This is a genomic window from Pectobacterium betavasculorum (genome assembly GCF_000749845.1).
Classification (GTDB): Bacteria; Pseudomonadota; Gammaproteobacteria; order Enterobacterales; family Enterobacteriaceae; genus Pectobacterium; species Pectobacterium betavasculorum.
The window spans coordinates 307,548-328,534 of record NZ_JQHM01000002.1 but is presented as its reverse complement, the minus strand read 5'-3'; the positions used below and the strand labels follow the sequence as shown (position 1 = coordinate 328,534).

The 20,987-nt window shown below is 50.7% G+C and carries 14 protein-coding genes and 2 pseudogenes; 10 read left to right on the top strand and 6 right to left on the bottom strand.

All coding sequences use genetic code 11. The features are described from left to right. Nucleotides 1-2: 2 nt before the first annotated feature. Both KP22_RS08995 and KP22_RS08990 read left to right on the top strand, forming a co-directional pair. Entirely contained in the window at nt 3-2,132 is a 2,130-nt protein-coding gene (locus KP22_RS08995; RefSeq protein WP_039323823.1) for an HlyD family efflux transporter periplasmic adaptor subunit, read from the top strand. A 327-nt stretch (nt 2,133-2,459) separates the two neighbouring features. Beyond that, nucleotides 2,460-4,196, top strand: a complete 1,737-nt coding sequence (locus KP22_RS08990) for a polysaccharide lyase family protein (protein WP_039323820.1) — start codon at nt 2,460-2,462, stop codon at nt 4,194-4,196. A gap of 117 nt (nt 4,197-4,313) precedes the next feature. Here the strand turns inward: KP22_RS08990 and actP are convergent, their stop codons facing one another. From actP to acs, 3 genes are all read right to left on the bottom strand, one after another. Beyond that, complete coding sequence (actP, locus tag KP22_RS08985; protein ID WP_039323817.1) at nt 4,314-5,972, bottom strand: cation/acetate symporter ActP; 1,659 nt, start codon at nt 5,970-5,972, stop codon at nt 4,314-4,316. Next, complete coding sequence (locus KP22_RS08980) at nt 5,969-6,280, bottom strand: DUF485 domain-containing protein (RefSeq protein WP_039323813.1); 312 nt, start codon at nt 6,278-6,280, stop codon at nt 5,969-5,971. Before KP22_RS08980 ends, actP begins: the two co-directional genes overlap by 4 nt. A 123-nt stretch (nt 6,281-6,403) precedes the next feature. Beyond that, entirely contained in the window at nt 6,404-8,365 is a 1,962-nt protein-coding gene (acs, locus tag KP22_RS08975; RefSeq protein ID WP_039303509.1) for an acetate--CoA ligase, read from the bottom strand. A gap of 898 nt (nt 8,366-9,263) precedes the next feature. Here acs and KP22_RS08970 point away from each other — a divergent pair. The 6 genes and pseudogenes from KP22_RS08970 to KP22_RS08955 all read left to right on the top strand — a co-directional run bounded on the left by KP22_RS08970 (nt 9,264) and on the right by KP22_RS08955 (nt 14,369). After that, entirely contained in the window at nt 9,264-9,656 is a 393-nt protein-coding gene (locus KP22_RS08970) for a hypothetical protein (protein ID WP_039303512.1), read from the top strand. 757 nt (nt 9,657-10,413) lie between these two features. Beyond that, nucleotides 10,414-11,148, top strand: a pseudogene (locus KP22_RS23015) (STN domain-containing protein); the annotation flags it as partial. Nucleotides 11,149-11,531: 383 nt separating this feature from the next. After that, nucleotides 11,532-11,576, top strand: a pseudogene (locus KP22_RS23010) (hypothetical protein); the annotation flags it as partial. 132 nt (nt 11,577-11,708) lie between these two features. After that, nucleotides 11,709-12,407, top strand: coding sequence for a FecR family protein (locus KP22_RS08965; protein WP_244880023.1), 699 nt, complete (start codon nt 11,709-11,711; stop codon nt 12,405-12,407). 182 nt (nt 12,408-12,589) lie between these two features. Beyond that, nucleotides 12,590-13,600, top strand: a complete 1,011-nt coding sequence (locus tag KP22_RS08960) for an AI-2E family transporter (protein WP_039303526.1) — start codon at nt 12,590-12,592, stop codon at nt 13,598-13,600. Nucleotides 13,601-13,751: 151 nt separating this feature from the next. Next, nucleotides 13,752-14,369: a hypothetical protein gene (locus tag KP22_RS08955; RefSeq protein ID WP_039323810.1), complete on the top strand. Its 618-nt coding sequence runs from the start codon at nt 13,752-13,754 to the stop codon at nt 14,367-14,369. A 91-nt stretch (nt 14,370-14,460) separates the two neighbouring features. Here KP22_RS08955 and KP22_RS08950 read toward each other — a convergent pair whose 3' ends face one another. Beyond that, nucleotides 14,461-15,987 carry an MFS transporter gene (locus tag KP22_RS08950; protein ID WP_039303532.1) on the bottom strand — a complete coding sequence of 509 codons (1,527 nt, stop codon included), beginning with the start codon at nt 15,985-15,987 and terminating at the stop codon, nt 14,461-14,463. Between the two features lie 383 nt (nt 15,988-16,370). Here KP22_RS08950 and KP22_RS08945 point away from each other — a divergent pair, with 383 nt between their 5' ends. Further along, entirely contained in the window at nt 16,371-16,745 is a 375-nt protein-coding gene (locus KP22_RS08945; RefSeq protein ID WP_039303535.1) for a hypothetical protein, read from the top strand. Here the strand turns inward: KP22_RS08945 and KP22_RS08940 are convergent. After that, on the bottom strand, nt 16,738-18,225 hold the full coding sequence (locus KP22_RS08940) for a mannitol dehydrogenase family protein (RefSeq protein ID WP_039303538.1): 1,488 nt from the start codon (nt 18,223-18,225) through the stop codon (nt 16,738-16,740). The two genes, KP22_RS08945 and KP22_RS08940, sit on opposite strands and share 8 nt — an antisense overlap. A gap of 319 nt (nt 18,226-18,544) precedes the next feature. On the opposite strand from KP22_RS08940, the gene KP22_RS08935 reads away from it, so the two are divergent. After that, nucleotides 18,545-19,825, top strand: a complete 1,281-nt coding sequence (locus tag KP22_RS08935; protein ID WP_039323807.1) for an O-acetylhomoserine aminocarboxypropyltransferase/cysteine synthase family protein — start codon at nt 18,545-18,547, stop codon at nt 19,823-19,825. A gap of 61 nt (nt 19,826-19,886) precedes the next feature. Here KP22_RS08935 and KP22_RS08930 read toward each other — a convergent pair whose 3' ends face one another. After that, nucleotides 19,887-20,978 carry a L,D-transpeptidase family protein gene (locus KP22_RS08930; RefSeq protein ID WP_039323801.1) on the bottom strand — a complete coding sequence of 364 codons (1,092 nt, stop codon included), beginning with the start codon at nt 20,976-20,978 and terminating at the stop codon, nt 19,887-19,889. Between the last annotated feature and the right edge of the window lie 9 nt (nt 20,979-20,987).

Here is a 20,987-nt window from a genome sequence, read left to right as displayed (position 1 = left end):
CGATGGCCGGAGGTACGCTGCCTGCTGCCGGGCTCAGCCCGTTGCGCGATGAACTGATCCTGCATGCTGGGCCCGCTAACCGTGATGGATCGCCAAGCTGGACGCTGGAAGATCCATTACGCGGTCTTTATTTTCGCATCGGCTGGGCAGAAATGGCGATGCTATCGCGCTGGTCGATGGGGAATGCCGAACAGATCGTGGCCGAGGTTAATCAGACTTCTGCATTGACGCTCGATGACAGCGACGTGCAGTACTTCAACCGTTTCTTACAGGCCAACAGCCTGACGCGCGTTTCCGGTGATGACGCGCTGGCGCAGTTTACCCGTCAGGTGGAGCAGTCACGTGTCTCGATTTGGCGTAAGTTACTAAAGAATTACCTGTTTTTTCGTATTCCCTTATGGCATCCCGATCGTTTTCTAGGCGCGACGCTGCCGTGGATCGCGCCGCTTTTCAGCCGTACTTTTCTCAAGCTGACACTGTTGGTGGCTGTGCTGGGGTTATTCCTCGCTGGACGCCAGTGGGAAACGTTCAAGCATACCTTTCTGCATTTCTTCACGCTGGAAGGCGCAGCGCTGGCGGGACTGACGCTGTGCTTTACCAAGATCCTGCATGAGTTCGGCCACGCTTATACCTGTAAGCGCTTTGGTGCGCGGGTCGCTACCATGGGTGTCGCATTTCTGGTGATGATGCCAGTGCTGTACACCGATACGTCCGGTTCATGGAAACTCACTCGCCGTCGGCAGCGGATGGCGATTGGTGCGGCGGGCATGATGACAGAACTGGTACTGGCGGCGTGGGCGACGCTGGCGTGGAGTTTTTTACCGGACGGCATGCTGCGTAGCGCCGCGTTTATGCTGGCGACGACGACCTGGATCATGACGCTGGCGATTAACCTCAGCCCGCTGATGCGCTTCGACGGCTATTTCCTGCTTTCTGACGGATTACAGGTGCCGAATCTGCAAAATAGAGGCTTTGCCATCGGCCGCTGGCAGATGCGCGAATGGCTATTCGGACTAGGGGATGCGCCGCCTGAGCACTTTCCGCGTTGGCTGCAACGCACGCTGGTGGGCTATGCGTTTGCGGTGTGGATATACCGTTTCTTCCTGTTTACCGGTATCGCGATTCTGGTTTATCACATGGCGTTCAAGCTGCTGGGGATGTTGCTTTTCGCGATTGAAATCGGCTACTTCGTGGTGATGCCCGTGGTGAACGAAATACGCGAATGGAGTAAACGCCGTAAGGATTATCGTATGAACCGTAATATGACGACGACGCTGTCCGTGAGCGCCGTGGTTCTGCTCTTGCTAATGATTCCCTGGCAGCGCAGCGTATACGCTCCGGCGCTGCTGCGGGCGGAACAGCAAAGTAGCCTGTATATGCCCGTACCCGCGATGATTCAGCGCATTGAGGTGCAGGTTGGTCAGCCTGTGGATGCTGGGCAAACGCTATTTACGCTGTCGTCTGATGCGTTGGCGCATGAACGACAACAACTTGAACGCCAGATTGCTACGCTGAACTGGCAAAGCACCTTTCAGGTATTCAACAAGGAAGCGGCTGGCGATCATCAACGGGTGAAGCAGGAGCAAGAAGCCGCGCTGCAAAAATTGCAGGTATTGCAGCGTCAGTCTGAACAGTTGACGGTACGTGCGCCGATAGATGGCGTGGTGGCGGATATGGCGACGCCGCTGGAAACGGGCGAGTGGCTGGGGCAGGGCGAATGGCTGGCCGTGGTGACCAAGCCAACCGGCGGGCTGGTAGAAGCATTTGTGTCGGAAAAAGACTGGCAGCGACTTAGTACAGGCGGAAAAGGCACGTTTTATTTACAGGATGTCAGCCGCTCGTCGCTGCCGCTCACGATTGTGGAGATTGCCAGCACGGCGACCCGCGATCTGAATGCCACGCCGGAACTCGCTTCGGTTTACGGCGGCGATATTGCCACGCTGAGCGATTCACAACGCAAGCTGCATCCTGAGCAGGCAGTTTATCGAGTATTACTCAGTCTGCCTGCCGATTATCGTGCTCAGCCGCAGGTACTGCGCGGCACGGTAGTCATGGATGGTGAGGCGCAAAGCCTGCTGATTCGCGGCTGGAAAGTGGTATCTGCCGTGCTGATCCGCGAACTGTCATTCTGATCGGTTTTGATTTCTGCGATGTCGATCCTGGCTTTCTTTCTGCTAGTGCCAGATTCTTGCTTTTGCTGGCAGTAGCGTGAAGGAGGGCGCTTATCTCCTCGATTATGTTGTTCCTGATATCTCTATCCTATCTATTTAAAATGGCGGAAATTTTTAATTTCAGCGACAAGGTTTGGTGCCATACCGAGATACACGGGGCTACCACGGCGCGAGGTGTCCCTGCGGGAACCTCATCACCGTGTTTCCCCTAATATCTGACATTTGCTGTGGCCTGAACCATCGCGATGAAAATTCTTGTCTAACCGACTGAACACAAGAGGGCTGACTGTGAAGCGATCTGTCTTGTTGTTGATGGGCGTCATGCTGGCACCCTATAGCTACAGTGCGCAGGATAACGCCGTGTCGTTATCCGTTTCGGGCTTGAATACCGTGCTGGATAACGGCTTGCTGAAAGTCACATTCGGGGAGGATGGCAGTGCGGAGAGCATGGTGACGGGCGGCAATAATATTGTCACTAACCTGTCCGGTGCGGCGCGTGACCCGAGCAAAACGCGTAGCGCTTACCTCGATTACTATGTCACTAACGGGAATGGCTATGTTAAAGGCGTCAAAGATTTCACCCCCGAGCGCGTGGAGGTGTTGCGTAACGATCGTGAGATGGCGCATGTGGCCTATATCGACGATCGAGGAGGGTTGTTAAAGCTCGAATATCACCTGATTATGCGTCGCGGCGTTAGCGGTCTTTACAGCTATGTGGTGGCTGAAAATAGCGGAAGTCAGGATGTTAACGTCAGTGAACTGCGTAACGTTTATCGCTTCGATCCTGCGCGATTAGACCATCTCTACAGCGGCGTTCGTCAGGGCAAACCGCTGCTCTACAGCCAACTTGAGGCTTCGCCAAAGGTACAGGATGAAACTTGGCGACTGCCGGATAGCAGCATCTATTCCAAATATGATTTCGCTGGCTACCTGCGTGCCGCGCCTTTCTGGGGCGTTTTTGGTAACGGTGTGGGTGCATGGCTGATTCACGGCAATCGCGAGTATTTCTCCGGCGATGCGCTTAAGCAGGATTTGTTGGTGCATCAGGATGCGATCATTCTGAACTATATGACGGGGTCGCACTTTGGCACGCCGGATATGAAAGCGCCGCCGGGCTGGAAAAAATTCTATGGTCCGTGGCTACTGTACATTAACGAGGGCGATACCGAACAGATGCTGGCGGATGCCCAGCGTCAGGCGCAGACTGAAACCGTCAGTTGGCCGTATAAATGGGTGGACGATCCCCGCTATGCGCGCGATCGCACGCAGTTCAGCGGACGTGTTGCCAGCCAGCAGCCAGTCACCGTAGTGCTTTCATCATCATTGGATGAGCTATTTGATGTGCAAACCCGCGGCTATTCGTATCAGGCAACGACTGACTCGCTGGGCAATTTTGCTATTCCCCATGTCCGACCGGGCAATTACCATCTGGCGGTGTACGCTAACAGCGGTACGCAGCCGGGGATATTGGCGGAGCAAACGCTGTCCGTTTCTGGTGATAAGCAAGTACTGCCGGTGATCGCTCTACCTAAAGCCGAATCGGTTGTCTGGGCCATTGGGCAAGCCAATCGGCAGGCGAGCGAATTCCGCTTTGGTAACGAAGCACGTAATACCCGCTGGCAACATGAGGTTCCGGCAAATCTGACGTTCGATATTGGTCGTAGCGACTATCAGCGCGACTGGTATTACGCACAAACCAAACCGGGAAAATGGGATATTCGTTTTGCCCTACAACCTGAGAAGAAAACCTATTTCCTGAACATCGCGCTGGCGGCAGCCAGCAATAGCGGCATGAGCGAGCCAACCACGCCACAGCTTGCGGTAGCGGTAAACGGCACCACGCTGGAGACACTAACTTACGACAACGATAAAGCCATCTATCGCGGTGCGCTACAGAGCGGTCGCTATCACGTTGCGCGTATCTCCGTGTCATCCAGTTTCCTGAAAAATGGCAACAACACCATCACGCTGCAATTAAAAGGCGGCAGCGTGATGTATGACGTGGTGACGTTAAGCGAGGAGTAAATCCAGCTTGAATAACGCGTAGGGGGCGTGGGCATGGATAGCCCTCGATAAAAAAGCGCAGCATTGGATCTCTGGGGAAAGCTGGCCCGCGAGATGCGGGCCAGTGAGAGGCAGAGATTAGTGGGAACTGCCTTTTGAAGCGCCGACGCCGGTTTGTGAACGGACAAACTGAGCATGGAAGCGTGCGCGTTCCTGCTGCCCGGATTCGGAGCGATCGGTGATGGAGAAGAACCAGATACCGATAAACGCCACCAGCATAGAGAATAGCGCTGGATAATCGTAAGGATAAATCGGCGTGGCGTGACCGAGGATTTTCACCCAGATCGTCGGCCCCAGCACCATCAGAATGACAGCCGTCAGCGGCCCCGCCCAACCACCAATCATGGCTCCACGTGTCGTCAGCTTCGACCAGTACATGGAGATGATAATGATGGGGAAGTTACAACTTGCGGCGATAGAGAACGCCAACCCAACCATGAAGGCGATATTCTGGTTCTCAAACAGGATACCGAGCGAAATAGCGACGACACCCAGCACCAATACGGTGATTTTCGAGACTTTTAGCTCATCGCGTTCTGTCGCTTTCCCTTTCTTGATCACATTAGAGTAGAGATCGTGGGATACGGCAGACGCACCCGCCAGCGTCAGGCCCGCAACAACGGCCAGAATAGTGGCAAAGGCCACGGCGGAGATAAAGCCGAGGAAGAAGTTGCCGCCGACCGCATCAGCCAGATGCACTGCCGCCATATTATTCCCACCGATGAGTGCGCCCGTCGCGTCCTTAAACGCCGGATTGGCACTCACCAACAGAATAGCGCCGAAGCCAATGATGAAGGTCAGGAAGTAGAAATAGCCCATGAACCCAGTGGCGTAGAACACGCTTTTTCGGGCTTCTTTGGCATCGCTGACGGTGAAAAAACGCATCAGAATGTGCGGCAAACCAGCCGTACCGAACATTAGCCCCAGTCCCAGAGACAGCGCAGATATCGGGTCAGAAACGAGTCCACCGGGGCTCATGATCGCTGCGCCTTTCGGGTGAACCGCCATCGCCTGTTTGAACAGCGCATCAAAACTGAATCCTACGGATTTCATTACCATAACGGCCATGAAGGTGGCGCCGAATAATAGCAGAACGGCTTTGATAATCTGTACCCATGTGGTGGCGAGCATGCCGCCAAACATCACGTACATCACCATCAGAATGCCGACCAGCACCACGGCCACATGGTAGTTAAGGCCAAACAGCAGTTCGATGAGTTTTCCCGCCCCCACCATCTGCGCGATGAGGTATAAGGCCACGACTACCAGAGAGCCGCAGGCGGACAGGCTACGGATAGGACGTTGTTGTAGACGATAGGAGGCGACGTCAGCGAAGGTATAACGCCCGAGGTTACGTAGCCGCTCTGCGATCAGAAACAGGATAATTGGCCAGCCGACCAAAAAGCCGAGTGAGTAAATCAGGCCGTCGTAACCGGAGGTATAGACCAGCGCAGAAATACCGAGGAAGGACGCGGCGGACATGTAGTCACCCGCTATCGCCAGCCCGTTCTGGAAACCTGTGATATTTCCGCCAGCCGTATAGTAGTCGCTGCGCGAACGCGTTTTCTTCGATGCCCAGTAGGTGATATACAATGTACCGCCGACGAATAGCAGAAACATCACAATGGCCTGAATATTCAACGGCTGGCGCTGAACATCCCCTGTCAGTGCATCCGCCGCCCACGCCAGTACTGGCAGTGTCAACAGTCCGAACAGCATCATAAAGCGTATTTTCATTGCTTTACCTCATTCAGTAACTGCTTGGTCAGACGATCAAATTCACCGTTAGCGCGATACACATAGACGCCTGTTAGAATGAAGGAAATCGCAATTAATCCTACGCCAATCGGAATTCCGCGGGTAATGCTGGAATTGGGAGCGATCGGTGTTCCCAGCCAGCCTGGCGCAAAGGCGATCAGCAGAATAAAACCGACGTAAAGCACCAGCATGATCACCGAAAGAAAAGCGGCAAAACGCTGCCGTTTGTTGACCAGTTCTCTGAATAAAGGGTTACTTTCAATCCGTTGATAAATGTCATCATTCATCGTAAGTCTCCAGTAATCGGTAAGGTTGAGTATTGCCGAGACGTGACCGCCTGATTTATCGCCAGCCGCATTCCCGCAAATCACACCGTGGCTTACGGGAATGAAGAGAACGGTGGCTAATGGTTATTGAGAAGCGGTACCCATGGCCTGCTTTTCTTCGAGCAATTTTTCGACGACGCCAGGATCGGCCAGCGTTGAGGTGTCCCCCAGATTGCTGGTGTCACCGGCAGCGATCTTACGCAAAATACGACGCATGATTTTGCCGGAGCGCGTTTTCGGTAAGGAGTCCGTCCAGTGCAGGATGTCTGGCGTGGCAATGGGGCCGATTTCCTTACGTACCCAGTTGCGGACTTCCGTATACAGTTCACTGGACGGTTCTTCGCCGTGGTTCAGTGTGATATAAGCGTAAATGGCCTGCCCTTTCATATGATGCGGGATACCTACCACGGCCGCTTCCGCAATCTTAGGATGTGCGACGAGCGCAGACTCGATTTCCGCCGTTCCCAGACGGTGTCCAGAAACATTCAGTACGTCGTCAACACGACCTGTGATCCAGTAATAGCCATCCTCGTCACGGCGCGCGCCGTCGCCGCTGAAGTACATGCCTTTAAAGGTGGAGAAGTAGGTTTGCTCAAAGCGATCGTGATCGCCAAACAGCGTTCTTGCCTGACCTGGCCAGGAATCCACAATCACCAGATTGCCTTCACTGATGCCTTCCTGTGGGTTGCCGAGATTGTCGACTAACGCAGGTTGTACCCCAAAAAATGGACGTGTCGCAGAGCCAGCTTTCGCTTCGATTGCGCCGGGGAGCGGGGTGATCATGAAGCCGCCCGTTTCCGTTTGCCACCAGGTATCGACAATTGGGCATTTGCCATTGCCGATTTTGTTGAAATACCACTCCCAGGCTTCCGGGTTGATCGGTTCGCCAACGGAACCCATGATCCTGAGCGATTCACGCGATGTACCCTCGATCGCTTTATCACCTTCAGCCATCAGCGCGCGGATCGCCGTAGGAGCGGTATAGAGGATGTTGACCTTATGCTTGTCGACCACTTGTGCCATGCGGCTCGCGTCCGGCCAGGTTGGTACACCTTCGAACATTAATGTAATCGCGCCGCATGCCAGCGGGCCATAAAGCAGGTAGCTATGTCCCGTAACCCAGCCAACGTCCGCCGTACACCAGTAGATATCGCCGGGATGGTAGTCGAAGACATACTTGAAGGTTAGTGCGGCATAAACCAGATAGCCGCCGGTGGTATGCAATACGCCTTTGGGTTTGCCGGTTGAACCCGAGGTATAAAGGATAAATAACGGATCTTCCGCGTTCATTTCTTCTGGCGGACAGCGATCGTCTGCTTTTTCAATCAGATCGTGCCACCACAGATCGCGCCCATCTTGCCATTCACTAATCTTGCCCGTACGACGGAAAACGATAACGCGGGAAATTGTCGTGACGCTCGGGTTTTTTAACGCTTCATCAATATTCTTCTTTAGCGGAATCACACGTCCGGCACGGATGCCTTCATCGGCGGTGATAACCAGTTTGGCGCTGGAGTCGATGATACGCCCGGAAATGGCTTCGGGAGAGAAGCCGCCGAAGATCACCGAGTGAATAGCCCCGATTCTGGCACAGGCCAGCATTGCTATGGCTGCTTCCGGCACCATCGGCATATAAATGGCAACGACATCGCCTTTCTTGACACCTTGTGACTTCAACACATTGGCGAAGCGGCACACGGACTGGTGTAGTTCACGGTAGGTGACTTTTTTACTTTCAGTCGCGTCATCTCCTTCCCAGATGATGGCGGTTTGATCGCCACGCTCGGCCAGATGGCGATCCAGGCAATTTGCTGCCACATTTAATGTACCGTCTTCAAACCAGCGAATACGGATATGGCCAGGGTCGAATGAGGTGTTTTTGATCGTTTCATAGGGTTTGATCCAATCGACGATCTTTCCCTGTTCACCCCAAAAGGCGGCAGGATCGTTAACGGACAGTCGATACATATTTTCGTATTGCTGGGCATTTATCAGTGCATTTGCCGCAATAGCGGCGGGAATGGCGTGTTTATTATGTTGTGTCATAGCGCTTCTCCTTAAACATGTTAATGCTATGTCAAATAATGGTTAATTGTAGTTAACCCGTTATCTTTGTTTCTTTTTTGCGCGATTGATCACGCAATGCAGGAAAAGCAATGAGGCGTTACTTAAAAGATAGTCTTTTGGTTCAGAAAATAGGCTGTTTTTTCGTGGTAGCCGAAATGTGGGATGTGATATATGTCACAATATGAAAGTCAGCAGAATTATCTATGCTGTTTTAATGCCATTAACGATCAATTCATTGTTTTCAATAGTTTATATCTATCGTTATTAAGTTTTTGATCGCCCTTTACGATCAAAAGGCATAAAGATCCCGCTTATTCAGCCGATAGTAAAAATCCTGTTCAGAGTATATTCCTACGTAGGCCAGCTATTTAGCACATTTAACCGTGGTATGAGTGTTGAGTTTTTGTTCTGGTTGTTAATTATATGTAGGCTATTAATGAAATAGATTTATCTGATTATCAACAGGCAGATAAGTGTGAATAATATACACTCCAGGCGGGTTTCGCAGCGCAGATGCGGGCTTTCTTAAAAGAGTAAAGATGCCGTGGCAAGCTGCTGATAAAAAGAAAAATGAAGTGTTGTTTTTGTGGTCTTATTCAGAAATATCCGGTTTCCAAAAAATAACGTAGATACACCCAACATCACTGGCGCTGAGTAAGGCGACAGATGTTTGATCCCCAGTACCCCGAGAACGTGTAACAGGTTCCGGTTAGCGAAATTCACTAATCTTATTAGGTGATTTTCAGGGGGAAGGGGGAGAACACTATTAGCCCGGAAACCTTTTAAATTCCGGTAGGTTGATTGCTTATCAATAGTGCGCCGAGGGTCATGGTGCGCTGTGAGATACCTTTTTACATAGCATGATGCAGAGGAAACAATGAGTCTGATATTTGGCCGGAATGAGATTTTAGGCATGCTTTCTCAACCAGTTCAGAACGATCGGCGTGCTGTGGCGGTGATTGACGAAAAATATAAGGTCGTCTGCGCGAATTCTGCTTTCAACGCCCATTTTGGATTGCGCGCTGAAATGAATTCGCCCGTCTCAATTGATGATGTATTACCTATCAACGTGAAGTTTGCCTATCACGACTTTATGACGAATTCCAACGTGTTGAGTACGCGCGTGGTGTCGGATTTACTGTCTGATGGTTTTACCAAAAAGCAGTTGAGTACGCTGTCTTTTTCTAAGCTGAACGTTGAAAACCGAGTGCTTTCTCTGTTGATCCTAAATCAGGATGCGGTTGAGCCTTCGACAAATTTGGCGTCATAAGCTTGAATAATCGTAGATTATCTGGCCGAAAGAGTAGGGATGTGAGTTTTTCAGTGGAAAATAACGACAAAGGGAAAATTGCTGTTATTAATGACGTTGCTATGGCTGATTTAGTTTAGCATCGTTTTCTCAATAGCAGTCGACTACGTTGGTTATTCTCTGCTATCCGCTGACGGCCAGTAGAACGATGAAGCAACACCGCCTTTTCGTGAATGGAGAATAAAAGACGTTTTTTATTAACCAGCGTGGTGTGAAAAATTAATAAAAATATAGAGTTAACTATTTTATTGTATGTAATATGCTCTTTTTTAAATAAACAACGAAACGTTTCGATACCAACCTGCCTTACCCCTCGCCTATTCCCTTTTCCTGCTGTCTTTTTGTGGATTATTCCTTTTAGTTAACACGTTTTATTAATCATTGATAATAAGCTCTGAAAATTTTCTTTATTTTTAGCGCATTGAATCCTAAAGAACGGCTAATGAATAATTAGACTCTCGTCTAATTATTAGTGAAGCTAAGCTAACACGGTGTTTATCTGGATATAGCACTTTTTGATAAAAGCCGACGTCAGTTTTTTACCGGTAATGGTATTTCTACACGTCGATTTATCCCTATCGACAACGCACTTTCCGTAATAATTCTGATTTACAGCGCATTATTTCAATTATTTTTTCGATTTCTGGTTCCCCTTTTTACTTTCTCAGTTGGCATAACTTCTGAAAACAAGCGTTTCTTATGCGATAGGGGATAAATCATGGTTAAATTTCGTACCCACCTGTTGGCGCGTATTTTACGTGCCGGGGTACTTGGGGCATCCTTTGCCTCAATGCTGCCAATGGCGGCGGTCTATGCTGCATCTGCGGTGTCTGTCCAACAATATGCGGTGTCGCCTGGCCCACTCAATCAGGTACTCAATCAATTTGCCCAACAGGCTGGCGTACTACTTTCTTACGATCCAGCATTAGCGGCGGGTAAACGCGGTGCTGGGTTGCAGGGGAACTACAGCGTTGATCAGGGTTTCCAGCAAATTCTCAGTAATAGCGGCCTAAATGCACAGTACAGTGCCGATGGTAGCGTGACGCTAGTTCAGCGCACGGCGAGTGAGCCAGTACCCGTTTCAGCGCCTGCGGTTGCTAAAAACGATCGGATTGTTGTCACCGCTCCACCGAATACCGCGATGAAGTTGGATGTACCCGTTTCAGAAACGCCGCGTTCGGTTGCGGTTGTGACAGAAAAACAGATCGAAGAGCGTGGGGCGCAAAAAATCGATCAGGCGCTGCGCTATAGCAGCGGTATTCTGGCTACGCCATACGGGCCGGATAATAAAGCCGAGTGGGTAACCATCCGTGGTTTTAGCGATCAATCTCGATTCCAGAATGGCCTGGCTACGCTGAATGAAGATGGATTCTATGGTCAGCAGATTGAGCCATTTGGCGTCGAACGTATCGAGGTTCTGAAGGGCCCAGCCTCTGTTCTGTACGGACAAAATCCGCCAGGCGGCCTGGTTAATGTCATTACCAAACGACCGACGCGTTTGCCGCAGGGAAAAGTGGAGCTGGAATACGGCTCTAACGACTATCGCCATCTGGCCGTCGACAGTGCGGGTCCGTTAAATGATGATGGCTCGGTGCTATATCGCGTTGTCGCGCTGGCGCGCGGTACCTCGGGTGAGATGGACTTCTCGAAGAGCAAGCGACTTTATCTGGCTCCGAGCATCACGTTCCTCGGAGAAGACACGGAACTGACTGTGTTAGCCAGCTACATGGATACGAACTCGGACACGACCAACGGCTTCAAGCTGCCGTACGGTACATTACACGGCACGCCCTTTGGCAAAGTGGGCTATAAAACGTCGCTGGGTGGTATGCGACGCTGTATGACGAAGACTGTTCCGAAAACGATCGTCAGACATGGCAGCGATGGTTACATGAAGATGAAACCCATCGGCTTGCCTGGCAGCAGGTTGAACAGATTCATGCCCGTTTCCATGCGGTAGACAGCCAATTAGCCTCTTCGGTGCTGAGCAGACGGGGTGCAGAACGTCGACGCATGCTCAAATTGTTGGTTATTGCCAGCCTTACCGGAGGCGTAGGTTTTAGTCTGCCGTGGGAAAGTTATGCAGCCGATTACCGCACCGGAACCGGAGAAACGCGTGAGCTCAGCATCGAAACGGGGATGACTGTCTGGCTGAATACGGATTCAGCATTGAATCAGCAGGGTAACCCCGCGCTGTCTCAGCCGCTGACGTTTCAATTGATCAAGGGTGAGTTGATGCTGGACAACCAAACGGCGCATGCTGCCCGGTTGACGACTCCCCATGGCGATCTCGCTGCTGCGCCTTCCTGCCAACTGGCGCTGCGCTACACTTCTGCCCACAGCGTCCTTTCTGTTTTTAGCGGTGAAGTTTTACTACAAACGGCAGTACCCGCCGCACAGCGCGTGACTGCCGGGCAACAGGTTATCTTTACCTACGACAGGTGCAGCGAGCCTGCGCCCGTTGATAATTTCCGCCAGAGCTGGCGCAAGGGACTACTGGTCGCGGATAGCATGCCGTTAGGACAGCTTATCAATGAAGTTTCCCGCTACCATAAGGGGTACTTTCATGTCGATTCTGCGGTGACAAATTTACCAATTTCGGGCGTTTTTCCGCTGCATGAAACCGATCGCCTGCTTGACGCCATTGCACGGACACTGCCAGTGAAGGTGAGCAGACGTTTTTCCTGGTGGGTGGATATCCGCCCGAGCTAAAACACTGCTGGCATTTCGCCGATAAAACACCAAAAATATGCCCCAATTGTTAGCTGGTTGGTTGTCACTTGCAGACTAAACACAAATCTGGGGCATATATATCAATCTGTTGATACCGAAAAAGGCGTAGCATACTCCACAAAGGGTATTCTCAGCGTTGCCTCTTCATACGGGATGTCATCATGCAGTTACTGAACCTGAAACAAGCTCGCCTGTTGAGCTTTTTCTTTATTATGGGTGGCCTGTTTATATTGCTGCCTCTACGCCTGCTGGCCTGCTTCATTGCCGGTTTTTTGGTGTATGAAATTGTGAATTTGCTGACCCCCTATTTTCAACGGGTCATTAGCGGTAAACGCGCCCGCTGGATTGTGGTTGCGGTAATCAGCACGCTGGTAGTCAGCCTGTTGAGCCTATTGTTCGGCAGCCTGGTCGGATTGTTGATGCAAGAAATGAAGGATACTGCCGCGTTCAATGTACGCATTGGCTACATCCTCAATGACATCCAGCAGCAGATTATCCACTACTTACCGGGCTATCTGCCGGTCAGTATTGAAGAGCTTCAGCATGAGTTGTTGCAGTGGGTTCAGGCACACATTGTGATGTTGCAGAATATGGGGAAAAGTTTCCTGCATGGATTTGTGACAATGCTAATCGGTATGGTGCTTGGGGCGATTGTCTCGCTTTATAACGTCGATCATGACACGGAAAAACCGCTACTAAAAGCGGAGTTGCTACGCCGGGTTTCGCTGCTGTCGGTATCGTTCCGTAACATTGTTTTCGCTCAGGTGAAAATCTCTGTGGTTAATACGGTGCTGTCCGCTATTTTTATTCTTGGCGCTCTGCCGCTGTGCGGGATTCACCTGCCGTTTGCCAAAACGCTGGTGGTGCTCACTTTTGTATTTGGTTTGCTACCGGTCATCGGTAACCTGATTTCCAACTCCATCGTTTTCCTGTCTGGTTTATCTCTTTCACTGCCGATCGCGCTGGTTGCGCTGGTGTATTTGATGCTGATTCATAAGCTTGAATACTTCTTGAATGCACAAATCGTCGGAACGAGGATAAAAGCGCATGCATGGGAAATTCTGTTGGCTATGCTGGTGTTTGAAGCGGCATTTGGCTTGTCCGGTGTGATTGCGGCGCCGATATACTACGCCTACCTGAAAAGTGAATTGAAAGAGGCGTCACTGATTTAATCCTGTATTTCGGCAGGTGATTGACGCGATCGCCTGCCATATCTTGCCATTGTCATATAGAACACTACAACGGCGCACCAACGGCTCAATCTCATCCTTTCCGAAATGATATGTTTAGCAGCATTACTATTGTCGTGCGGATTAATGAAGAATGAGTAAAGATGTTGCGGTTGTTGCTCGTCGTGTGGGGTTTGCCTTAGCGTTAGCGGTGATTGTCGGCTTCGTGTTGCTTGCGCTATTTATTGATGTAGTGGTGCTGAATAACGCCGTGGGGGAGATTTCCATTACTGAGTTTTCTCAGGAGGCGTTCTTATTATTGACCGGGCTGCTGTTCTTGCGCATCGCGATAAAATGGCGTGCGCGTCGGGGGGGCTATCTGCTTATCGCCGGGTTTTTTTTCTGCTTGTTGATTAGAGAAATGGATTTCTTTCTGGATAATATTGCACATGGCAGTTGGTTATATTTTGCCATATTGTGTGCGGTGGTCTGCATTGGCTACGCGACATCTTCAATAAATAGTACGTTTGCCGGGCTGGCGCATTTTCTCCAGCACGCTAGCTACAGCTATATGGTGTGTGGGTTACTGGCCGTTTTGGTCTTCTCTCGCCTATTTGGAATGACCCTGCTGTGGGGAACGCTGATGGACGGTGGGTATATCAGAACCGTGAAAAACGTTGCGGAGGAAGGAGCTGAACTGTTCGGCTATACGCTGTGTCTGATTTCTGGTGTGCTGTATACTCGCTCTGTTAATCAAAAAACGAAGCTCTAAATGAATCAGCCCACTGCGAGATTGGGCTGGTTTTTTTAAAGAATACTTTGTTTTCAATAAGCGATGGTCTTTAGTAAACGATGACCTTCGATTAATGCTGTACCGTAACAACCTGCGGTTTAGCATCTTCTGGTTGAACACCTAACGGGTTGTTGCCCCAGCACTTCTCATATTCCCAGCCTGTCAGCTCTTCTGCGACGGCACGCGCATGAGCGGGTACGTCGGCAATGGTGCCGCCCGCTTTGATTCGTGCAATTTCTTCCAGCAGAATGGCATGATTCTTACGATCCAGCTTCATCTGCGTTGTGTAGTAAATCGCAACCAGTGCAAGAGCGATAACGCCCAGTGAGAACACGCCAACAATCGCCTGTACGGCAGATTCTGGCTGTACCGAGTGTCCGGAGACAAAGCCGAATTGGCTCAGCGTCCAGCCCATCGCGAAGACAATGACGGAACGTACCATCTTGCCAGCAAACGTCATTGCACCCGCGTAAATACCTTCACGGCGACGTCCAGTCAGAACTTCATCCACATCGGCCAGGAAGGTGTAAACCGTCCAGGGAATGTAGTAAATACCACCAGTGCTCAGGCCAAATACAGCGGTAATGGCAAACAGAACGAAGATAGTCATGTCTTCTGACCAGTTCGCAAAATAGAGCGCGGCGTAGGCGATTACGCTCACAATCACCACCATCAGTGCCAGACGGAACGGCCGTGCAAAGCCCATTTTGATGCAAATACCGATGAAGGCCGCAGTAGAAATAAGCTGCATGACTGAGCTGAAACTGTTGAGGTGTGACACCAGCGCCGTGTTTTGTTTCAGGCCAAAGACGATGAAGTAGGTAAATGCGGAAGCGAAAAGCCACTCTGCGCCGAAGCCAAACAGATACATCCCCAGATGCTTGCGGAAAATACGCAGGCGGAAGGTGGAGGCCATATCCACGCTCAGCTTTTTCATGGCTTGCCACAGGCTGGACGTACTTTCACGTACGATTTCATTTACCGGACGCTCCCAGGATGTCATATACAGTGCAATCATTGCTGCACACATAATGGCACCGTAAACCAGACCGGTGTAGAAGAATGGTGTTGCAGAGTCTTTACCGTAGATGGCAATAAACTGCCCCGGAATGAATGCCGCCAGGAAATTGGCGATTTTACCGAAAATGGCTTTAGAACCTGTCAACTTAGAGCGCAGTTTAAAGTCGGAGGTCATTTCGGTAGCCAGCGTCTCATACGGCACCATGATCGAGGTATAAATCAGCTCGAACAGCACGTACGTCGCCAGGTAATACCAAAAGCCAAAGCCTTCAACCCATAGCATAGGGTAGACCAGAACCAGTGGAGCACCCAGTAGAATAAAGAAGCGACGGCGACCAAATCGGCGACCAATTCGAGTGTTGTAAAAGTTATCGCTGATGTACCCCATGATGGGGTTACTGATAGCATCAATGATGCTGGCGACGGAGAAAATAGCAGCAGCCTGAACCAATGTTAAACCACAAAATGTGGTGTAAAAGTACATCAGCCATGCGCCGCTGATAGCAAGCGCGCCACTGCCGAGTAGGTTCGCGCTGCCGTAGCAGAACGTATGTTTAAAAGAGATTGGTTTATTCATGATCAGCCTAATTACAAATATGAAACAATATTTCATTTCATTTGAACTATAATTTCTTTATAATTTGCTCTATTGAAAAGAAAGTAAACTGACGATCACGCTTTTGAGTGCTTTTAATAGCGATCTGTCAGGTAGATCATGAAATAAGATATTTTAATTTGATTTTTATAATTTTCTGGATTTGGTTTTATGTTCTTAATTTACAAAGTTTGTAGGTTTCCTACAACAAAGCGATTCGCGTGCAGATTGGCGGCGAGATGATACTGGGCGCTATTCCACAAATCGATAGCATGGTGTGAAATAACGCATTGACCTCAGGGAGGAAATGTCGTCATCATCCCGCCCAGTTTACTTTATCGTATTCCCTTATCAGGAGCCGTAACGTGAGTCATTTGCTGGTCTACGCCATTATCTATGTGATTTTTATTGCTGTGGTTGGGTTGTTTGCTTTTCAGGCTTGGTTGCCTTCTTCCGCGCCGCGTGGGTTGAGAGATCGCGCGGGTATTCTGGTCGGGGTCTTACGCTGCGTTACGCTGTTTCTTGTCGTTTCCGCACTGCAAATCCTGTTTCCCAATTCGCTGCTGGATAAGCTTGTCTGGCTGGTTGCCGCAGCGATGTTGGTGATTGCGGTTATCGGTGGGGGAATGAGTTGGTCATCGCTACCGTGGCTGGATGAAACAAAAGGTAAAAGCCGCACTCTGGCGCTGGGTGTCCAAAGTGCGGTATATCTTGCGCTGCTTGGATTTATCGTTATTTAAAGTTTTGTACCAGTGCGGCCACGGTGTTCTTTGCGCCGTGATCGCGCAGCTTCAGGTAAGCCTGTGCGATGGCGTTGAATACATCGTGATTTGCAGGCAGATCCTCGCCAAAAATAGAACGAATATTGAGAAACGCACTGACCCGTTCAGCGCTATCTGACGTCTCTGCAACGATATGTCCGAGCTTCTCCGCTAGCGGATCGCGGATTTCGATAGGGTTGCCCGTATCATCTTTTCCGCTGACGTAACGCATCCAGCCAGCGATCCCCAAAGCCAAAACGCGATAGTCTCCTCCATTACGCAGATGCCAACGTAGAGATTCCAGCATGCGCTGAGGCAGCTTCTGTGAACCGTCCATAGCGATCTGCCAGGTTCGATGCTTGAGTGCAGGATTGGAAAATCGGGTAATTAGCTGAACGGCATAGTCTTTCAGGTCGATATCTACCACGCTGAGCGTCGGTGCCTGCTCCAGCAGCATCAGGTGGGACACGGCCCGGCGATAGTTCTCGTCATTCATACAATCGCTGACGTGATCATAACCGGCGAGATAGCCCAAATAGGCTAAAAATGAGTGGCTTCCGTTTAGCATCCGCAGTTTCATTTCTTCAAACGGCAGAACATCATGCACCAGCTGTACGCCTGCCTTTTCCCACTCTGGACGTCCGGCAGTGAAATGATCTTCGATCACCCATTGAATAAAAGGCTCACAGGCTATCGCACAGGGATCGCCAACGCCAAGATGATCCGCAATTTCCTGCAACGCTTCAGGTGTTGCCGCAGGGACAATGCGATCCACCATTGTGTTGGGGAAGGAAACATTAGCGTTGATCCAATCGATCAGATTCTGATCGTTGATTCCTGCCGACTCCAACACGGCAGCTTTGGCCGTCTTGCCATTTTCCGGCACGTTATCACAGGAGAGTACGGTGAACGGGGCGAGCCCTCGCTCGTGACGCAAACGCAGCGCTTCCGCGAGCAGCCCCGGCACCGAAGCGGGGTGATGGGGATCGATGAGATCCTGTTGAATCAGTTTATTGTTACGATCTAACTTGCCGCTCGTACCGTCCATGCAGTAGCCTTTTTCGGTAATCGTCAGGGAAACGATGGCGGTTTCTGATGCGGCGAGTTTCTCAATAATGGCGCCAATGCCTTCTATTTTGGCATGTAACGATTCGCACACGGCACCAACCACAATTGGCTGATTGCCCGTTGCGGCTTTTTCCAGCACGGTAAATAGATGATCCTGCTGACGCAGTGCATTAATCATCGTGTCGTCGCTGAATAGCACGATTTCACAGATTCCCCAGTCTCCTCCCACCATATTCAGCACACGATCGGTGAGCAGCGCCTGGTGGGCGCGATGAAAAGCGCCAAAACCGATATGGACGATGCGTGGCTTCAGTGCCTGGCGATCGTAGTGGGGGAATTGGACGCTTGCAGGCAATTCGCAGGTGGCGATATTTTTTATTTTATCAGTCATTTATTTCGCTTTCGGGTGGGTGAACCATGCGTTAAAAATAGCTGTGATCTACAGGCGGTGCAATACGTGACGTGCAGATAGGTTACGGCGCGCACGTTTTTTTCTCTGCGCAAATTTTAGCGTTTTTTCAGATTAGGTTCAGCGGCAGTGTGCGGTTTTGTGAGAGGGCTCCAGCGTAATAATGTAAGGCTGAAATTTAGTCTTATTTTTACTAACTTATCTCCATTTCTTCTACATCATCACGTGCCTTTCCCGATTGCAGTCTGCTATTTTGTTTCGATATTTCCTCACCTCAACGATCAATAAAAAGGTCCGTAAGATGAAACTTGAGTCCCTCGCGTTACATCATGGTTATGAATCTGAAGCGACAACGAAGTCCGCCGCAGTGCCGATTTATCAAACGACCTCTTACACTTTTGACGACACACAGCATGGTGCCGATCTGTTTGATCTTAAGGTGGCGGGTAATATCTATAGCCGTATCATGAACCCGACGAACGCGGTGCTGGAACAGCGGTTGGCAGCCATTGAGGGCGGAATTGGTGCGCTGGTGCTTTCATCCGGCATGGCGGCAATTGCTTATTCGCTTCAGGCTCTCACGCAGGTTGGGGACAATATTGTCAGCACCAGTCAACTGTATGGCGGCACCTATAACCTGTTTGCTCACACGTTGCCGCGTCAGGGGGTTGAAGTGCGAATGGCCTCTTTCGATGATTTTACGACGCTGGAATCGCTGATTGATGCGCGCACTCGCGCCGTTTTTTGTGAATCTATCGGGAATCCGGCGGGAAATATCGTGGACATTGCCAAAATCGCGGAGATTGCGCATCGCCACGGTGTTCCGGTGATCGTCGATAATACCGTGGCGACGCCCGTGCTGTGCCGACCTTTTGAGCACGGCGCGGATATCGTTGTCCATTCACTGACCAAATATATTGGCGGTCATGGCACTACGATCGGCGGTGCGATTATCGATTCCGGCAAGTTTGACTGGGTCGCGAATAAAACGCGTTTCCCATTATTGAATGAGCCTGATCCTTCTTACCACGGTGTGGTGTATACCGATGCTTTCGGTCCGGCAGCCTATATTGGACGCTGCCGCGTAGTGCCGCTGCGTAATACTGGCGCGGCGCTTTCTCCTCACAGCACGTTCTTGTTGTTGCAGGGGCTGGAAACCCTCAGCCTGCGTGTTGAACGCCATTGCAGCAATGCGGAAGCGTTGGCTGGCTACCTGAATCATCATCCTCTGGTGACTTGGGTGAACTATGGCGCATTGCCAGATAGCCCTTACAAGGCAAATTGCGACAAAATTACCTCAGGTAAGGCGTCTGGAATTATCAGCTTTGGCATTAAAGGTGGGAAAGTATCGGGTGGCCATTTTATTGATGCGCTGAAGATGATCTTACGGCTGGTCAATATTGGCGATGCCAAATCGCTTGCGTGCCATCCGGCGAGCACTACGCATCGGCAGTTGAATACGGAAGAGCTGGCGAAAGCGGGAGTGAGCGAGGATCTGGTTAGAATTTCGGTTGGCATTGAACACATTGACGACATCATTGATGATGTGTCGCAGGCGCTGGAAGCTTCGCAGAAAAATTAAGCGCTAAGGCATTTGAGAAACACATTGGAAACCTGAATCGGTTTCCAACGTGTCATGGCGATTACGAACGGTCGGCGTTGGCTTCTGTCGCAGTCGTCTGAGACTCAACGGGTGCAGTGCTTTGTACTGCATTGAGGCTGTCTTGCGGCTGTGCTTCTGGTGCTTCTTGTTGTGTTTCTGGTGTAGCGGGTGCCGCAGCAGTTTCAACTGGGATTGCCGGTGTGGCTTGTTCGATCAGACCATTAATCTTGGTCGGCATACCAGAACGTCTCTGGATCGCCTGATCGACTTCGCTGGTGTTCACGCTGGCATCGGCCAGAACCTTGCTCACTTTTGGCGTCATGCTGATCGGTGCCGGAGAATCAGAATGGAATTCTTCTACCGTGCGGGACAGCGGATTGTGAACTTCGACATAGCGTGAACCGTCCGGCTCAACGGTGGCTTTCACAGGTTCGTTGATGAATTGAACACGCGTACCCACCGGAACATGGTCGAATAAGTATTTGATATCATCAGCACGCAGACGAACACAGCCGTGGCTTACGCGCAGCCCAATACCGAAATTGGCGTTGGTACCGTGAATGGCGTACAGGTTACCGATGTACAGCGCATACAGTCCCATTGGGTTATCTGGGCCTGCGGGGAACACTTTTTGCAGCGTTTCACCACGTGCCGCATATTCTGCGTGCATCTTGGCGGTTGGCGTCCAGGTTGGGCCTGCTTTCTTACGCTGAATGGAGGTTGTCCAGTTAATCGGCGTATCTTTACCTAACTCACCAATCCCGATTGGCAGCACGATAACGGTCTTGGAGCCTTTCGGATAGTAGTACAGACGCATTTCTGCGCTGTTGATGACAATGCCTTCACGCGGTGCATCCGGCAGAATTAACTGATGAGGAATCACCATTTTGCTGCCGGGAATTGGCAGGTAAACGTCCGCATCTGGGTTGGCTTCCATCATGTTGCTCAGACCCATTTGGAACTGGGCGGCAAAATGCTCCAACGGCTGCGTGCTATCTGCCGGTACGGTTATTTCCAGATTCTCGCCTATCAGTCGGCTGTTAGCCGCTGGCAGGGGATAAACAACGGCAAAAGCGGCCTGGCTGAATGTGGCGGCTGCAAGAACTAAAGTAAAGATCGCGCGAATACTCATTTTCATTTC